General features: G+C 66.5%; 12 protein-coding genes and 1 pseudogene. 7 read left to right on the top strand and 6 right to left on the bottom strand.

Features of this window, described 5'->3' with window-relative positions; translation table 11 throughout:
* The first annotated feature begins 33 nt into the window (after window positions 1-33).
* The 4 genes from BM382_RS05765 (at window position 34) to msrA (ending at window position 4,700) form a co-directional block, all read left to right on the top strand.
* Window positions 34-1,002: an aliphatic sulfonate ABC transporter substrate-binding protein gene (locus BM382_RS05765; RefSeq protein ID WP_019093858.1), complete on the top strand. Its 969-nt coding sequence runs from the start codon at window positions 34-36 to the stop codon at window positions 1,000-1,002.
* A gap of 112 nt (window positions 1,003-1,114) precedes the next feature.
* Window positions 1,115-3,187 carry an ATP-binding cassette domain-containing protein gene (locus BM382_RS05760; protein WP_072442229.1) on the top strand — a complete coding sequence of 691 codons (2,073 nt, stop codon included), beginning with the start codon at window positions 1,115-1,117 and terminating at the stop codon, window positions 3,185-3,187.
* Complete coding sequence (locus BM382_RS05755; protein WP_065363813.1) at window positions 3,184-4,239, top strand: ABC transporter substrate-binding protein; 1,056 nt, start codon at window positions 3,184-3,186, stop codon at window positions 4,237-4,239. Before BM382_RS05760 ends, BM382_RS05755 begins: the two co-directional genes overlap by 4 nt.
* A gap of 11 nt (window positions 4,240-4,250) precedes the next feature.
* Entirely contained in the window at window positions 4,251-4,700 is a 450-nt protein-coding gene (gene msrA / locus BM382_RS05750) for a peptide-methionine (S)-S-oxide reductase MsrA (protein WP_065363814.1), read from the top strand.
* Window positions 4,701-5,579: 879 nt separating this feature from the next.
* Here msrA and BM382_RS05740 read toward each other — a convergent pair.
* From BM382_RS05740 to BM382_RS05730, 3 genes are read right to left on the bottom strand one after another with little or no spacing between them, the layout of a single operon-like run.
* Entirely contained in the window at window positions 5,580-6,992 is a 1,413-nt protein-coding gene (locus BM382_RS05740; RefSeq protein ID WP_072442223.1) for an efflux transporter outer membrane subunit, read from the bottom strand.
* Window positions 6,976-8,142 carry an efflux RND transporter periplasmic adaptor subunit gene (locus BM382_RS05735; protein WP_072442221.1) on the bottom strand — a complete coding sequence of 389 codons (1,167 nt, stop codon included), beginning with the start codon at window positions 8,140-8,142 and terminating at the stop codon, window positions 6,976-6,978. Before BM382_RS05735 ends, BM382_RS05740 begins: the two co-directional genes overlap by 17 nt.
* Complete coding sequence (locus BM382_RS05730; protein WP_072442219.1) at window positions 8,132-11,353, bottom strand: efflux RND transporter permease subunit; 3,222 nt, start codon at window positions 11,351-11,353, stop codon at window positions 8,132-8,134. The genes BM382_RS05735 and BM382_RS05730 overlap by 11 nt, the downstream gene beginning before the upstream one ends.
* A 229-nt stretch (window positions 11,354-11,582) precedes the next feature.
* On the opposite strand from BM382_RS05730, the gene BM382_RS05725 reads away from it, so the two are divergent.
* From BM382_RS05725 to BM382_RS05715, 3 genes and pseudogenes are all read left to right on the top strand, one after another.
* Entirely contained in the window at window positions 11,583-11,987 is a 405-nt protein-coding gene (locus BM382_RS05725; protein ID WP_019095346.1) for a PA0061/PA0062 family lipoprotein, read from the top strand.
* Window positions 11,988-12,020: 33 nt separating this feature from the next.
* Window positions 12,021-12,431 carry a PA0061/PA0062 family lipoprotein gene (locus BM382_RS05720; RefSeq protein WP_019095345.1) on the top strand — a complete coding sequence of 137 codons (411 nt, stop codon included), beginning with the start codon at window positions 12,021-12,023 and terminating at the stop codon, window positions 12,429-12,431.
* A 123-nt stretch (window positions 12,432-12,554) separates the two neighbouring features.
* Window positions 12,555-13,571: pseudogene (locus BM382_RS05715) on the top strand (PDDEXK nuclease domain-containing protein).
* Window positions 13,572-13,646: 75 nt separating this feature from the next.
* Here BM382_RS05715 and BM382_RS05710 read toward each other — a convergent pair.
* The 3 genes from BM382_RS05710 to BM382_RS05700 form a co-directional block, all read right to left on the bottom strand.
* Window positions 13,647-14,018 (bottom strand): YkvA family protein, encoded by a 372-nt coding sequence (locus BM382_RS05710; protein ID WP_239690395.1) that lies wholly within the window; start codon window positions 14,016-14,018, stop codon window positions 13,647-13,649.
* A gap of 452 nt (window positions 14,019-14,470) precedes the next feature.
* Window positions 14,471-15,298 carry a sulfite exporter TauE/SafE family protein gene (locus BM382_RS05705; RefSeq protein WP_011060859.1) on the bottom strand — a complete coding sequence of 276 codons (828 nt, stop codon included), beginning with the start codon at window positions 15,296-15,298 and terminating at the stop codon, window positions 14,471-14,473.
* A complete protein-coding gene (locus tag BM382_RS05700) occupies window positions 15,295-16,572 on the bottom strand; it encodes an NAD(P)/FAD-dependent oxidoreductase (protein WP_019094277.1) in 1,278 nt (425 codons plus the stop codon). The genes BM382_RS05705 and BM382_RS05700 overlap by 4 nt, the downstream gene beginning before the upstream one ends.
* Window positions 16,573-16,592: the final 20 nt, after the last annotated feature.

The following is a 16,592-nucleotide window of genomic DNA, read 5'->3' as shown; positions in this document are numbered from 1 at the left end:
GCGACTTTCCTGTCTCCCAGAAGGTTCGCCCCCATGCGCCTGCCCTTTGCTTTGCGTCGTAGCTTGTCGATCACCGCCCTGGCCGGCCTGGCGCTGGGCATGGCCCTCAATGCCCAGGCCGATACTGACCTGCGCATCGGCTATCAGAAATCCTCGACCCTGCTGGCCTTGCTCAAGGCCCAGGGCACCCTGGAAAAACAGCTGGCGGGGCAGGGCGTCAACATCACCTGGCACGAGTTCACCAGTGGCCTGCCGTTGGCGGAATCGCTGAATGTGGGCAATGTCGACATCAGCGCCGATGTCGCCGACACGGTGCCGGTCTTCGCCCAGGCCGCCGGGGCCCAACTGACCTATTTCGCCAGCGAAACTCCCTCCCCGGCGGCCCAGTCCATCGTCATTCCCAAGGATTCGCCGCTCAAGTCCCTGGCCGACCTCAAGGGCAAGCGTATCGCCGTGACCAAGGCCGCCGGCAGCCACTACCTGCTGATCGCCGCCTTGCGCGAAGCGGGCTTGAGCTTCGCCGATATCCAGCCGGTGTACCTGACCCCGGCCGATGGCCGCGCGGCGCTGGAAACCGCCAAGGTCGATGCCTGGGTCACCTGGGAACCCTTCGTTGCCAGCGCCCAGCGCCAGCAGGGCGCGCGGGTGCTGCACGACGGCCAGGGGCTGGCCAGTTATCGCCGTTACTACCTGGCTTCCAACGACTACGCCAAGGCCCATCCCGAGGTGCTGCAGCAAGTGTTCGCCGAGCTGCAGAAGACCGGCACCTGGGTCAAGGCGCACCCGGCCGAGGCGGCAAAACTGCTGGGCCCGCTGTGGGGCAACCTGGACGTGCCGACGGTGGAACTGGCCAACAGCCGCCGCACCTACAAGGTGGAAGCGGTCAAGCCCGACGCCCTGGGCGAGCAGCAGAAAATCGCCGATGCCTTCTACCAGGAAAAGCTATTGCCCAAGCCAGTGGATGCCCGGGCCGTGCAGTTGTGGAGCCCGAAATCCTTGTAGTGGGTCGTTAGGTCGCTTTCGCTTGTAGGAGCCGGCTTGCCGGCGAACAGGTCCCCCCTTTTTCTTGTTCACCGCCGGCTACGCCATTCCGCGCCCGGCGTCAGGAGTTCCCGTGTCTGCCGTTCACCCCCAAGAGGCCTTTGCCGTCCCTGCCTCGTCCAGCCCGCCCGCGGTTAACGCCGACGTGGTGCTGGAATTGCGCCACCTGACCAAGCACTACGCCCGCCGCCGTGGCCCGTCCGCTCCGCCTGCGGTTGAGCAGGTCAGCCTCAAGGTGCGCCGTGGCGAAGTGCTGTGCCTGATGGGCACCTCCGGCAGCGGCAAGTCCACCTTGCTGCGCCATATCAACCGGTTGATCGAGCCCAGCAGCGGCGAGGTGCTGATCGACGGTTCGGCCATCAGCCAGCTTTCGGCCAGGGAACTGCGCACCCTGCGTTCGCGGCGCATCGGCATGGTCTTCCAGCACTTCGGCCTGCTGCCTCATCGCAGCGTGCGCGACAACGTCGCCTTGCCCCTGGAACTGCGCGGCGAACCCGAGGCCCTGCGCCATGCCGCAGCCGACGTGCAGTTGCACGCCATGGGCCTGGACGGCTGGGGTGATCACTATCCCCACGAACTGTCCGGCGGCATGCAGCAGCGGGTCGGCCTGGCGCGGGCCCTGGTCAGCGAACCGGACATCCTGCTGATGGACGAACCCTTCAGCGCCCTGGACCCGACCATCCGCCGTGACCTGCAAAGCCACTTTCTGCAGGTGGTGCGCGAGCGCGGCATCACCACCTTGCTGGTGACCCACGACCCGGCGGAAGCCCTGCGCCTGGCGGACCGCATCGCCGTGCTGCGCCACGGCCAGCTGATTCAGGTCGGCACGCCCGAGGAATTGCTGAAGCAGCCGGCGGATGCCGAAGTGGCGGACTTCTTCCAGGAACACGGCGCCCGCAGCGCCACGCCGGTGGCGACGATTGCCCCGCGCAAGAGCGCGACGACCCCGGCGCCGGTCAACCCCGGACTGTCCTTTGCCCAGGCCCTGCTGCTGGGGCCCGCCGCCCTGGCCGCCAGCGGTCGCGGTGGCCTGTACTGGCTGGGCTTCGCCCTGGAACTGGGGGCGGCCGCAGCCTTGGGGCAGGGGCTGGCCACGGCCAGTTTCGCCTGGGCCGCCCTGGCGCTCATCGGCTTGCTGCTCAGCCGCCTGTTGAGCCTGGCCCTGGCCCGCCGCCCCAGCCGCCTGGGGCGTTCGGACTGGTGTCTGCCGTGGCTGGTGTTGCTGCTGTCCCAGGCCCTGGTGCTGTGGCGGGTGTTGGCCACCGATGCCTCTGGCCCCTGGCTGCAATTTCCCGCCGACCGGCAAGTGCTGCTGGGCACCGCCGCGGCCATCGATCAACTGATTGCCTGGTCCCAGGTGACGTTCGAAAGCACCTTCGTCGGCGTGATAGTCGCCGTGCGCACGGTGATCGAAAGCATCGAAAGCCTGCTGGGCTGGCTGCCCTGGCCGGTGCCGGCCCTGGCCCTGGTGCTGCTGGCCTGGCGCAGCGCCGGCGCCGCCCTGGCCCTGACCAGCGCCGCGGCCTTGCTCTACATCGGCCTGTTCGGCTTCTGGGAACGGACCATCGCCACCCTGGCCCTGGTGGGCTCCTCGGTGCTGATCTCGCTGTTGATCGGCGTGCCCGCCGGCATTCTCCTGGCCAAGCGCGCCCTGGCCCGGCGCCTGATCACTCCGCTCCTGGACGTGATGCAGACCTTGCCCACCTTCGTGTACCTGATCCCGGCGGTGGCGTTCTTCTCGGTGGGCAAGACCCCGGCGGTGATCGCCACGGTGATCTTCGCCCTGGCGCCGATGATCCGCCTCACCGCCCTGGGGATTCAGGAAGTGCCCAAGACCGCCGTCGAAGCGGCCCTGGCCCACGGCGCCACGCCGTGGCAGATCCTGACCAAGGTCGAACTGCCCCTGGCTGCGGGCTCCTTGCTGCTGGGGATCAACCAGACCCTGGTGATGAGCCTGTCGATGGTGGTGGTGGCGGCGCTGATCGGCGCCGGTGGCCTGGGCTACGACGTGATGACCGCGCTGCGCAACATCAAGGGTGGCGAGGGCATGTTGGCCGGCGCCGCGATCGTGTTCTGCGCGCTGATTCCCGACCGCATCATTCAAGCGACCCTGCGCCAGCGGGATCGCACATTGCATCAATCATGAGGTGTCCCTTGAACAAGTCGTTTACCCGTACCCTTGGCGCCGCCGCGCTGCTGTTGGGTTTGTCCCTGCCGGTGCTGGCCAAGGACAAGATCGTCATTGGCGAGCAGAACTGGACCGGCGCCATCGCCATCCAGAACATCCTTGGCGAAGTGATCAAGAGCCGCCTCGACGGCGAGGTTTCCTACCTCGCCGGTGACGTGCCGGTGCTGTTCGCCGCCGCCGCCAAGGGCGACGGCTCGGTGGACGTGCTGACCGATATCTGGCTGCCCAACCAGTCCGCCGCCTGGGCCAAATACGTCACCGGCGGCACCCGCTCGCTGGTGCCCAACAAGCAGCCGTACCTGGGGGTTCAGGGCTTCTACATCCCCGGCTACCTGCAAGACAAATACGGCGTGAAGTCGGTCTACGACCTGCAAAAGCCCGAAGTGGCGAAACTCTTCGAACCCCTGGGCGGCGGCAAGGCGCAACTGCTGGTGGGCCCGGCGGGCTGGGAGTCGACCTACATCGGCGAGATCAAGGCCAAGGATTTCGGCTTTGCCGACAAATTCGAATCGGTGTCCACCGAAGCCTCGGTGACCTACGCCAAGCTGGCCGCGGCCTACAAGGCCCAACGCGGCGTGGTCTTCTACGCCTACACCCCGGACTGGATCTTCTCCGCCTTCGACCTGCGCCGCCTGGATGAACCGGCGTTCGACGGCTACGCCCAGGACAACAAGAAGGGCGACCCGCTGTACAAGGCCGACGGCTGCTGGAAATTCATCAGCCCCACGGTGGATGCCGACTGGCTGAGCAAGAGCAAGATCACCTGCGCCTACCCGGATGCCCGGGTGTATGTCCTGGCGTCCAGCGCCCTGCAAAAACGCGCACCGCGAATTGCCGCGTTCCTGGAGAACTTCAGCATCGAGCCTCAGGCCCTGAACGACCTGATTCTCAAGATTGAAAAGGAACAGCAACCGGCGGCGCAGGCGGCCAAGGAATGGGTCGCCGCGCATCCGCAGATCGTTGATGGCTGGCTGGGTGCCAGCGGCGAGAAAGTGGGAGTGGCGCAATGAGTGGGGCGCCGGTGAACAGCCTCGAACAGGCGACCTTCGGCGCCGGTTGTTTCTGGGGCGCGGAAGCCGCGTTTCGGGCGCTGCCTGGGGTCGTGGACAGCCGCGTCGGCTACGCCGTGGAAGCGGCGGACGAAGCCTTGCAGATAGAAGTGGTGCAGGTGGATTTCGACCCGCAGGTGCTGGCGTATACCCGCCTGATCGAACACTTCTGGGACCTGCACGATCCGACCTCGGTGGATCGCCAGGGCGAACATGGCGGGGTGAAATATCGCTCGGCGATTTTCCACACCAACGCCGCGCAAGCCGAACAGGCGAGGGCGGCCAAGACCGCCCTGCAAGACTCCGGACGCCTCAACAAACCCGTGGCCACGGTGATCGTGCCCCTGGGTCGCTTCGACCTGGCGGATGAAGCGCACCAGCGTTACCTGGAGAAGAACGGCCTGAGCAGTTGCCACATCTGATCGTTTGCAGGTACGCAGGCTTTTGTAGGGGCTGGCCAGGTCGCTCAAGGGGGCTTCGGTGTCGAGGTAGAACACCGGGTGTTCGGTGTGGTGGGTGTGGTTGGGTTTTGATAGGGGACATATCCGTTGCTGCGGGTGTGGCCACTTATGGTTTCGCCCTTACGGCGAGTCCCTTTTTACAAACGCCTAAAAAGGAACCAAAAACGCTTGCCCCTCCATGGGCCCCTCGCTAAGGCTCGGGGTTCCCTCACTTCGGCATTGCTCCGGGGGCCGCCGCCACCCGGCCATCCCTGGCCGGGTGGCGGCTAGCTCGGCATCCCTGCCGAGCTGCCCCCTACGCAACGCCTACGCTCGGCCGGCTGGGAAGGGGCCTGAAGATCAAGATCAAGATCAAGATCAAGATCAAAAGCAAAAGCCAAGCGCGTTTTACGCGCTTTTCGTAGGAGCCGGCTTGCCGGCGAAGAGGCCCGTGAGTCATGCAGCGTCTGGGCGGACGCCTTCGCTGGCAAGCCAGCTCCTACACGGGGGGCGCTACACGCCGCTCCAGCTCCAGCTCCAGGCCGGCCGGCAGGCCGCCGTCGCGCTCTTGATTTTGATCTTGATCTGAACGCCCCGTTAACCACGATGGCCGAACGCAGGCATTGAGCCGTGGGTAACCCGGCAGGGATGCCGGGTTAGCCGCCCCAGGCCATGGATGGCCTGTGGCGGCGGCCCACGGATCAATGCCGGAGTGAGGGCATGCCGAGCCTAGGCGAGGCACCGAGTGGAGGGGCAGAGCGTTTTGCTTACTTTTGCGCTTTTCAAAAGTGAGCCGCTGTAAGAGCGGAACCAATATCCGCCACACCCGCAGCAACGGATATGTACACCCTCCTCAAAAACTCACCCGTTCCACCCCCCACCCAACGCCACCACCAACCCCACACTGGCCTGCAACTCCCTTGTCTGCACCGCCTGCAACCCCCGCTGGGCCTGCAAGGCTGCGGTCTGTGCCGTCACCACATCCAGATAACTCACTGCTCCGGCCTGATAGCTGTTCATCGCCAAGGTCTGCGTGTGCTCGGCAGCATTCACCGCCGCCTGTTGGTCCAGCGCTTCCTGGCGCAAATCCCGCAGTTGCCCCAGGTCATCCTCCACCTCGCGCACCGCCCGCAGCACTTGCCCACGGTAATGGGCGGCGGCCTCTTCGAACTCGGCGTGGGCCTGGCGCTCATTGGCGCTCAGCCGGCCGCCGTCAAAAATCGGCAGGTTCACCAACGGCCCCAGGGCCCAATAACGATTGCCCGCGGCCAGCAGGTTGCCCACGCCCTGGGTCTGGCCACCGAGCATGCCGGTCAGGCTGAAATCCGGGTACCAGGCGGCGCGGGCGATGCCGATGCCGGCATTGGCGGCGTAGACCCGGCGTTCGGCGGCGGCAATGTCCGGCCTTCGTTGCAGCAGGGTGCTGGGCAGTTGCCGGGGAATGCTCGGCAGGCTCAAGAGTTGCGCAGTGGGCGCCAGATGGAATTGGCTGGCCGGTTCGCCCACCAGTTCGCCGATGGCGTGTTCGGTGAGGTTGCGTTGGGCGCGCACTTCGTCCAGTTCGGCTTCGGCGCTGGCCAGTTGGCTCTGGGCCCGGGTCAGGTCCAGTTCCGAGGCGATCTGCCCTTGATAACGGTCGCGGGTCAGTTGCAGGGCCTGGGCGTAATCCTCCAGGGAGTGGCTGAGGATGCGGCTCTGGGCGTCCAGGCCATTGAGTTGCACATACAGGCTCGCCAGCTGTTTTTGCAGGCTCAGGCGCGCGGCTGCCAGATCATCCCCGGAGGCCTGGGCCTGGGCATCTCCGGCCGCCGCTTGATTGCGGATCCGGCCCCACAGGTCGAGGTCGAAGCCCAGGGCAAAACCGGCGGTGTTGCTGTTGTAGATCGACGGTTGCGTGCTGCCGCGCAGGGGGCGGCTGTCCGACTGACGCTGGCGCAGCGGTTGGGCGCTGGCGCTGATCTGCGGGAACAGCCCGGCATGCAGTTGGCTGGCGTAGGCCTGGGCAGCGTCGTAGTGGGCCAGGGCCGCCGCCAGATCCGGGTTGGCTCGGAGCAGGCGTTGTTGCAGGTGATCCAGCTGCGGGTCCTGGTACAGCAGCCACCATTGCTCGGCGAGCACCTGGGGCGTGGTGGCCGGGTGCCAGGGGCCGTCGGCGTCCTGTTCGCGATAGTGCGCGGGCAGGTCGATGGGCGGCACTTGGTAATGAGGGGCCAGGGAGCAGCCGTGCAGGGCCAGCAACAGCAGGGCGGCGAGGGGCTTAAGCCTTGGGCGCATGTTCGCCTCCCGCGTCCGCCAGTTGCACCAGGTCACCTTCGCGCAGGGCGTCCGGCGGGTTGTCGATGACCTGGTCGGTCGCTTGCAGGCCCTGGTCGATCACCAGCCGCTCGCCCAGGTCCAGGCCGATATGGATGCTGCGCAGGTGCACGTGGCGGGAACCGTCGATCACCGCCACCTGGGTGCCCTGGGCGCGGAAGATCAGGGCGCTGGCGGGGATGCTCACACCGTGGGTGTCGGCAGGGATGGCCAGCGTGGCTTCGGCATAGTCGCCGGGCATCAGCGCGCCGTCCGGGTTGGCGGCGACGAACTGTGCCAGCAGGGTGCCGGAGCGTGGGTCGATGGCGGTGGAGTCGCCCAGCAGTTGCGCGCTGAAGTGCTGGCCAGGGTGCTCGGGCACGGTCAGCTGCGCTTGCAGACCAGGGTGGATCACGCTGGCGTAGTTCTGCGGAATCGGCACGTAGAGCCGCAGTTTGTGGGTGTCCGCCAGGTCGAACAGCTCCGGGTCGCTGTCGTTGTCGGCCTTGATCAACTGGCCGATATCGGTGTGGCGGGCGGTGAGGGTGCCGGCGAACGGCGCACGAATGGTCTTGTAGTCCTCCAGCGCCGAGAGCCGCGCATAGTCGGCGGCGGCCGCCTCGGCATTGGCTTTGGCGGCGGCTGCGTTGGAGGTCTTTTCATCGGCTTCCTGGCGCGATACCGAGTGGCTGGCCAAGAGGTTCTGCCAGCGCGCGGCGGTGGTCTGGGCCAGCCGGGCATTGGCTTGCTGCTGGGTCATCCGCGCCCGGGCCTGGGCCACTTGCTGGTCCAGGTCGGGGCTGTCGATATGGGCCAGTACCTGCCCGGCGGCCACGTGGGTGCCTATGTCCTGGGTCCAGTCCTTGAGGTAGCCGCTGACCCGGGCATGGATCGGCGCCTTGCTCCAGGCCTCCAGGTGCGCCGGCAGGCGCAGGGTGTCGCCCAGCACGTTGTGCTGCGGCTGGAACACCAGCACTTGCGGCACGGCGGCGGTTTCGGTCCAGGCAACGACGGCCCGTTCATGCCGGGTGCGCGCGGCCAGGCCGCTGGCCACCAGCAGGGCAGCCAGGCTCAGGCCGCCGATGCCCAGCAGCATCAGGCGTTTGCGCGAAGGGGTGTGATCAGGCGACATGGGTGTTTTCTCCAGCAACAGCGGATTGGGGACGGCGGCCGTGGACCAGGCTGAAGACCACGGGGACAAAGATCAGGGTGGCCACGGTGGCGAGGATCAACCCGCCGATCACCGCGCGGCCCAGTGGGGCGTTCTGTTCCTCGGACAGGGCCAGGGGCAGCATGCCGATGATCATCGCCAGGGCGGTCATGCACACCGGGCGAAAGCGCGTGTAGCCGGCTTCCAGCGCGGCCTTGAGGGCATCGCCGTGTTCCGCCAGGCGCTCGCGGCAAAAACTCACCACCAGGATCGAGTTGGCGGTGGCCACCCCCATGCACAGGATGGCCCCGGTCAGCGCCGGCACCGACAGCGAGGTGCCACTCAAGAACAGCATCCACACGATCCCGGCCAGGGCTGCCGGCAGCGCGGTGATGATCACGAACGGATCGACCCAGGACTGGAAGTTGACCACGATCAGCAGGTAGATCAGTACCACCGCACCCAGCAGGCCCAGGCTCAGGCCGCTGAAGGCTTCGTGCAGGGCGTCGATCTGCCCGTGCAGGCTGATCGTGGCGCCCTTGGGCCGCAGGGCCGCGGCGTCGTCCAGGACCTTTTGCATGTCGTGGGCCACGGCGCCCAGGTCGCGGCCCTGGACGTTGGCGTACAGGTCCAGGGTCGGCTGGATGTTGTAGTGGCTGACCACCGCCGGGCTCTCGACCCGGGAGATGTCCGCCAGGCCGCCGAGGATCTGCGACTGGCCGTTGCTGCCGGTGACCGGCAGCGCCTCCAGGGCCGGCAGGCTGTCCAGGCGGTATTGCGGGGTGGCGGCGACGATGGAATAGGACACGCCGTTCTTCGGGTTGAGCCAGAAGGTCGGCGCCACCTGGGAACTGCCGGCCAAGGAGGCCACCATGCTGTTGGTCACGTCGCGCTCGGTGATGCCCAGGCCGTTGGCCCGCAGGCGGTCGACCTTGACCTGCAGCGACGGGTAGCCGGTGGACTGCTGGATCCGCAGGTCGGCAATGCCCGGCACATGTTGCAGGCGCCGTTGCAGTTCCAGGGCGTAGGCACGGTTGGCCGCGTCGTTGGGCCCGGAGATTTTCACGTCCAGCGGGGCCGGGGCGCCGAAGTTGAGGATCTGGCTGCTGATGTCCGCCGGGAGGAAGGCGAACTGGCTGCCGGGGAAACTTTCCGGCAGGGCTTCACGCAGCTTTTTCTCCAGGTCGGCGCTGGGGGCGTGGCCGGGTTTGAGGGTGACCTGGATATCACCGTCCTGGGGGCCGATGGTGCCGCTGTTGCTGTAGGCCATGTCGATGCCGCTCAAGGGGATGCCGATGTTGTCGATGATGCTGTCCAGTTGCTCGGCCGGGATCACCTCGCGAATGCGCGCTTCGATGCGGTCGAAGGCCGCCGCGCTTTCCTCGATCCGCGTGCCCAGGGGCAGGCGCACGTGCAGGGCCAGGGCCCCGGCGTCGGTGGCGGGGAAGAAGTCCTGGCCCAGGCTCGGCAGCAGGGCGAAGGAGGCCAGCACGCAGGCCAAGAAGCCGAGGATGAAGGTCTTGCGTCGGCCCAGGGCCAGGTGCAACAGGCCGTGGTAGGTGTCGCGCACGCTGGAGAAACGCGCCTCGAAGCCCTGCTGGAAGGCCAATAGCCCGCGTACCAGGGCATTGCGCGGCTTGGCGTGCTGTTCGCCTTCGTGGTGGTTGATGAAGGCATCTTCCGGGTGGTGCCCGGGGCCGGCTTCCGGCGTGTGGGGCTTGAGCAGGTACATGGCCAGCGTGGGCACCAGGGTCCGCGAGAGGATGAACGAGCTGGCCATGGCGAAGATCACCGCCAGGGCCATGGGCCGGAACAGGTAGCCGGCGATGCCCTGCAGCAGGAACATCGGCACGAAGACGATGCAGATGCACAGCAGCGAGACGAAGGCCGGGCCGACGATCTGCCTGGCGCCGTCGAGGATGGCCTGCTTGACCGCCTTGCCCTGCTCCAGGTGCCAGTTGATGTTCTCGATGGTCACGGTGGCGTCGTCCACCAGGATCCCCACCGCCAGGGCCAGGCCGCCCAGGGTCATCACATTCAGGGTCTGGCCGCTGAGCGCCAGCAGGGCAATGGCCGAGAGCACCGCCAGGGGAATCGAGGCGGCGATGATCAGTGTGGAGCGCCAGCTGCCGAGGAACAGCAGGATCATCGCGCTGGTCAGCAGGGCGGCGATGATGCCTTCCTGGGCCACGCTGCCCACCGACTGCTTGACGAACACCGAGGCGTCCCCCAGCAGTGAGGTCTTCAGCGCTGGCGGCAGGGTTTCGTTGATGCGCGGCAGCATCTGGCGGATGCCGTCGACGATCGACAGGGTGGAGATATTGCCGTTCTTCAGGGCCGGCATCAGCACCGCGCGGCGTCCGTCGACCCGCACGATGTTGGTCTGCGGCGGCGAGCCGTCGCGCACGTGGGCCACCTGGCCGATGGTGATCAGCGCGCCGTCCACGGTCTTGATCGGCAGGTCGTTGAGCTCCTCGATGGCGGTCGGGCTGTTGTTCAACAGCACCGTGTATTCATCGCTGCCCAGCTTGGCGGTGCCCACCGGGATGATCTGGTTCTGCGCCGCCAGGGCATTGCCCACGTCCTGGGCCGACAGGCCCTTGGCGGCCAGGGCTTGCGGGTCCAGGTCGAGGGTGATCTGGCGCTGCTTGCCGCCCATGGGGGTGGGCATGGCCAGGCCGGGCAGGGAGCTCAGGGGCAGGCGGATGTTGTTCTGCACCAGGTCGCGGATCTTCGCCTCCGACAGGGTCGGGCTGGAAAACGCCATCTGCAGGATCGGCACCGTCGAGGCGCTGTAGTTGAGGATCAGCGGCGGGGTGATGCCCGGTGGCATCTGCTTGAGCACGGTTTGTGACACCGCGGTCACCTGGGCGTTGGCGGTGCGGATATCGACCCCGGGCTGGAAGAAGATCTTGACGATGCCCATGCCCGGCAGCGACTGCGACTCGATGTGCTCGATGTCGTTGACCGTGGTGCTCAGGGAGCGCTCGTAGGTGTAGATCACCCGCCCGGCCATGGCATCCGGCGACAGGCCGTTGTACTGCCAGACCACCGCCACCACCGGGATGCCGATATCCGGGAACACGTCGGTGGGGGTACGCAGGGCCGCCAGGGGCCCGATGATGCAAATGAATATCGCCAGCACGATGAACGTGTAGGGCTTGAGCAGTGCGGTCTTGACCAGCCCGAGCATGCCGAAAACCTCCGAGGGAGTGGGGTTGCAAACCTCGGCAGCCTGCAGCGACCCACCTAACACGCGGCTTTCAGCCAGGTGAAGGAAGTTTTAGGTAAGGCCTGTATTTCCTTTCATGTGGATTCATTTGTTCTCGCACCGGGGCCTCGACAAGCTTGGTGGCCATCGGCGCAGGGGTTTTTTTCGGGCTTGCGCCGCACTCATTACGGTCATTTGCGAGGTTTCTTCCATGTCCCTCAAACCCTTGTTGCTGTTGCCGGGCCTTGGCCTGGTGTGCCTGCTTTCGGCCTGTGCCGGGCCGCTGCCCAAGGCCGATCCTCAGCAGGCCTGGATCGATCTTGCTCCGGAGTCGCCCAACGACTTGCTGGCCGACAGCGTCGATGGCAAGCGCCTGAACGATGGCCGCTACTTCCAGGTCAGCCCCGGCCAGCACCGCTTGCGGATGGCCTTGCTGCAAGGGGCCAACGGCAACTCGGCGCAACCCGACTGCCTGGGGCGCCTGGACTATGCCGGGTTCCAGGCGGGGGGCCATTACCGACTGGTGGAGTCCAGCCAGGGCCAGGACGTCAGCGCCGCTCTGCTGGACGCCCAGGGCCGGCAGGTGGCCCAGAGCCGGCCGTTCAGTTGCCTGTAGGGCTTTTTTTTTCCATTGCCAAGGTAGATTTTCATGACACTCAAACCGCTGCTGCTGATACCCGTCCTGGGCCTCGCGTGCCTGCTCGGCGCTTGCGCCGGGCCCATGCCCCGGCCCGATCCCAGCCAGGCCTGGATTGGCCTGCAGGAAGAGGCGCCCAACGACCTGATGGCCGAACGGGTGGACGGACAGAAGATCGACGATGGTCGCTATTTCCAGGTCAAGCCCGGTGCTCACCGCCTGGACGTGACCCTGTTTGAAGAGAACGTCGGCGACTCCAACCAGCAAGACTGCGACGGCCACATCAGCTACGGCGGCTTCAAGGCCGGGGAGCATTACACACTGGTGGAGTCGAGCCTGGGGAACGAGGTGTCGGCGCGCCTGTATGACGCCAAGGGCAAGCAGGTAGCCAGTACCCACGACTTCAATTGCATGCCCGGCTGACGGGGCTGTTTACCGCGCTCAAACAAGGACATTTCGCTCACCACAAAGAGACGGGCCTGACTTCAGACCCATGGCGAGCCAGGGGATGATAGGGGCCTGTCTCCCAGCAAACGGGCGTGCGTCATGAAGCAAGAGGCTGAAGCGGCGATCTCTTCCACCGAAGTGGCATTTGGCGAAGTGGCGCAAATGATCACCGCCGCGCGGCAGCGGGCAGTGCGCGCGGTGAATACCGAACTGGTGGAGCTGTATTGGCAGGTCGGGGCCTATATCAGCCGCAAGATCGAGGCGGCGGAGTAGGGCGATGGCGTGGTCCGGCAATTGGCGGATTACCTGGCGCGGCAGCAGCCGGGCCTGCGGGGTTTTACCCGGGCAAACCTGTTTCGCATGCGCCAGTTTTATGAGGCCTATCGTGCTGACGAGAAAGTCGCACCACTGGTGCGACAATTGTCCTGGAGCCACCATCTGGTGGTGATGGGACAGAGCAAAGGGCCCAGTGAACGTGAGTTCTACCTGCGCTTGGCGGTCCAGGAACAATGGTCACGCAGAGAACTGGAACGGCAGATCAAATCCGCGCTGTTCGAACGCACGCTGACCCGCCCGGCCAATGTCTCGGCAACCTTGAAGCAGGCCCGTCCCGAGGCCCTGAAGGTCTTCAAGGATGCCTACATGGTGGAGTTTCTCGGCCTGGCCCAGGGGCATGACGAAGCCGACCTGCACCAGGGGCTGGTGCGCCAACTCAAGGATTTCCTGATCGAGATGGGGCGCGACTTCTGCTTTGTCGCTTCAGGCTATCCGCTGCAGGTCGGCGGGCGAGATTTCGCCCTGGACCTGCTGCTGTTCCATCGCGGGTTGAATTGCCTGGTGGCCGTTGAACTCAAGGTCGGGCGCTTCGAGCCGGAGTACCTGGGCAAGCTGGACTTCTACCTGGAGGCCCTGGATCGCCAGGTGCGCAAGCCCCACGAGAATCCGGCCCTGGGTGTTCTGCTCTGTGCCAGCAAGCATGACGAGGTGGTGGAATATGCCCTCAACCGTTCCCTGTCACCGGCGCTGATCGCCGAGTACCGGACCCAGTTGCCGGACAAGCAACTGCTGCAGGCCAAGCTGCAGGAGTTCTATGCCCTGGACACCCAGGCGCGGTGAGTCGGGTGGCCATGGTGTCGGGGGCACTGCACCGCCTTGGTGAGTCGAATGCCCAGCCTGGCGCCGATCTCTGGCTCATTCCGTCTCGCTGCCGAACCAGTCGGCCAGGCGCGCGCTGGCTTGTTCCCGGACCTCGGCGTTGATGTGGGCGGCTACTGTCACCACTGAGCCGGTCAACAGGCCGAGGTCATCGACGTACCCGGCCCCGGGGATCAGGTCGGGGATGATGTCCAGCGGCAGCACGAAGTAACCCAGGGCGGCATAGATGGTGGTCTTGGCCCAGATCGGGGTTTGCGGCCGTTGCGCGGCGTAGTAGAGCCATAGGGCTTTCTGGATCAAGGCCCGGCCGATGCGCGAGGCGTAGCGGCCGATCTTGCGCCAGAAACAGAGTTCAAGGGACTGGGCGGTGGACATGGCGCACTCCTGGGGGACATGGGTCCAGGTCATGGTCGCCACCCGAGCACTGGACCGGCAGAGGCCAATATTTCCCCGGTTGTTCTGAGCGTAGGAGCCGGCTTGCCGGCGAAAGGGCCGGACCAGGCGCCGTGAATCTTGCGTCAGGTCAGGGGCGTCTGTGAGCACGCCTTCGCTGGCAAGCCAGCGCCTACGGGTGGTACGTACATGATGCTCTAGGAGCCGGCTTGCCGGCGAAAGGGCCGGACCAGGCGCCGTGAATCTTGCGTCAGGTCAGCGGCGCCTGTGAGGACGCCTTCGCTGGCAAGCCAGCTCCTACGGGGGGCGCACATGATGCTGTAGGAGCCGGCTTGCCGGCGAAAGGGCCGGATCAGGCACCGTGAATCTTACGTCAGGACAGCGGCGCCTGTGAGTACGCCTTCGCTGGCAAGCCAGCTCCTACGGGGGGGCGTACACGATGCTGCAGGAGCCGGCTGGCGAAGGGGTCAAGGGGCAATCAGCCCCAGGGCGCCGCCGGCCAGCAGCAGGGCAGCGAGGATCCCGGTGATGGCGAACAGCTGTTGCAACCGCGGGCCGGCCAGGTGGCTGGCTACCTGGCGTCCCAGCACCAGCCCCAGGACCGCCCCCAGGGCAAAGGGCGCGCCCACCGCCCAGTGCATGATCCCGCTGAGGCTGGCGGTGACCACGCTGCCCAGGGAGACCAGGGCGATCACCGCCAGTGAGGTGGCGACGATGCTCTTGCTGTCCAGGTTGGTGTAGCGGCTCAGGGCCGGGATGATGACGAAGCCGCCACCCACCCCCAGCAGCCCGGAAAGCAGCCCCGAGAGCATTCCGGTGAAGGTCAGCGCCCGGGCGCAGGGCAGGGTCCAGCGCAGGCGGCCCTGGGCCGGGTTGAGCACGCAGGGCATGAAGGCCGGGCGCGGCGCCGGCTGGCCCTGTTTCAGTTCCAGGCTGGCCTTGCGCAGGATGCGCCCGCAGGCGTACAGCAGCACCAGGGAGAACAGCAGCGCCAGCGGCAGGTTGGGTAGGCGGTGGGCCAGCCACAGGCCCAGCGGCGCCATGAGGATGCCGATGCCGGCCACGAACCCCGCCGCGCGGTAGCGCACGATGCCCTGGCGCAAGCCCAGCACCGCGCCGACGCTGGCTGCCAGGCCCACCGCCAGCAGGCCGATGGGCGCGGCCTCGACCATGCTCAGGCCCAGGCCGAAGACCAGGAGCGGCACGGCGAGGATGCCGCCACCGGCCCCGGTCAGGGCCAGGATCGCGCCAATGATCGCCCCCAGCCCGGCGCCCAGAAGACTGTGTTCGCTCATGCTTTCGGGGTGTCCGTGGCCAGGGTCGGGTGGGCCAGCCATTCGTGGCCCTTGAGCATGCCGCGCCAGTACAGCGGTGGCAGGACCCGTTCCTTCAGCCACCAGGCGCGACGGGTTGGCTGGCGCCCGTCCAGCAGCCAGCGCGGGAAACTCGGTGCCAGCTTGCCGCCATAGGTGAATTCGGCGAGGACGATCTTGCCCCGTTCCACGGTCAGCGGGCAGGAACCGTAGCCGTCGTATTCGGCCAGGCGGGTCAGGCGCTTGAGGGCCACCAGCACATTGTTGGCCACCACCGGTGCCTGTTTGCGCGCCGCGGCGGCGGTCTTGGCATTGCTGGTATTGGTGGCGTCCCCCAGGCCGTGGATGTTCACGTAGCGCTTGTGGCGCAGGCTGCCCGGGTCGACGTCGATCCAGCCGGCGGCGTCCGCCAGGGGGCTCTGGCGGATGAAGTCCGGGGCGCACTGGGGAGGCACCACGTGCAGCATATCGAAGGCCCGTTCCAATGTTTCCTGGCGGCCATCGGCCAGGGTGCGGACAAAGGTCGCGCGTTTGGCCGGGCCGTTCACCGCCACCAGGTTATGGCCGAAATCCAGTTCGATGCCGTACTTCTTCACGTATTCCATCAGCGCCGGCACGTAGTCGGCGACGCCGAACAGCACACCGCCGGCATTCAGGAAGCGCGGCTTGATCTGCCCCAGGCGGCCGTGGCGCAGCCAGTGGTCGCAGGACAGGTACATGGCCTTTTGTGGCGCTCCGGCGCACTTGATCGGCATCGGCGGCTGGCTGAACAGCGCCTCGCCCTGTTGCAGTTGCTGCACCAGTTGCCAGGTGTAGGGCGCCAGGTCGTAGCGGTAGTTGGAGGTCACGCCGTGGTTGCCCAGGGCCTGGGGCAGGCCGTCGATGGCGGCCCAGTCGAGCTTGAGCCCGGGGCAGACGATCAGTTGGTCATAGGCCAGCACCCGGCCGTCCTCCAGCACGAGGGCGTTGTGTTCCGGGTCGAAGCGGCTGACCGCGTCCTGGATCCACTTGACCCCTTGGGGCATCAGCTCGGCCATGGCGCGCTCGGTGGATTGGGCGCTGAATACTCCGGCGCCCACCAGGGTCCAGCCGGGTTGGTAATAGTGGTGCCGAGCAGGGTCGATGAGTGCCACGTCCAGGTGTGGATCGCGGGTCAAGAGGCTGGCAGCAACGGCGATGCCGGCGGCACCGCCACCGACGATCAGCACCTGGTGGCTGCCGTCGACAGTGGGCAGGGCCGGGTTGAAGGGGCGCATGGCAAGGTCTCCGTGTGGAG

The sequence above is a fragment of the Pseudomonas sp. NFPP25 genome (assembly GCF_900116505.1).
Taxonomy (GTDB): Bacteria; Pseudomonadota; Gammaproteobacteria; order Pseudomonadales; family Pseudomonadaceae; genus Aquipseudomonas; species Aquipseudomonas protegens.
This window is presented reverse-complemented; position numbering and strand designations above follow the sequence as displayed.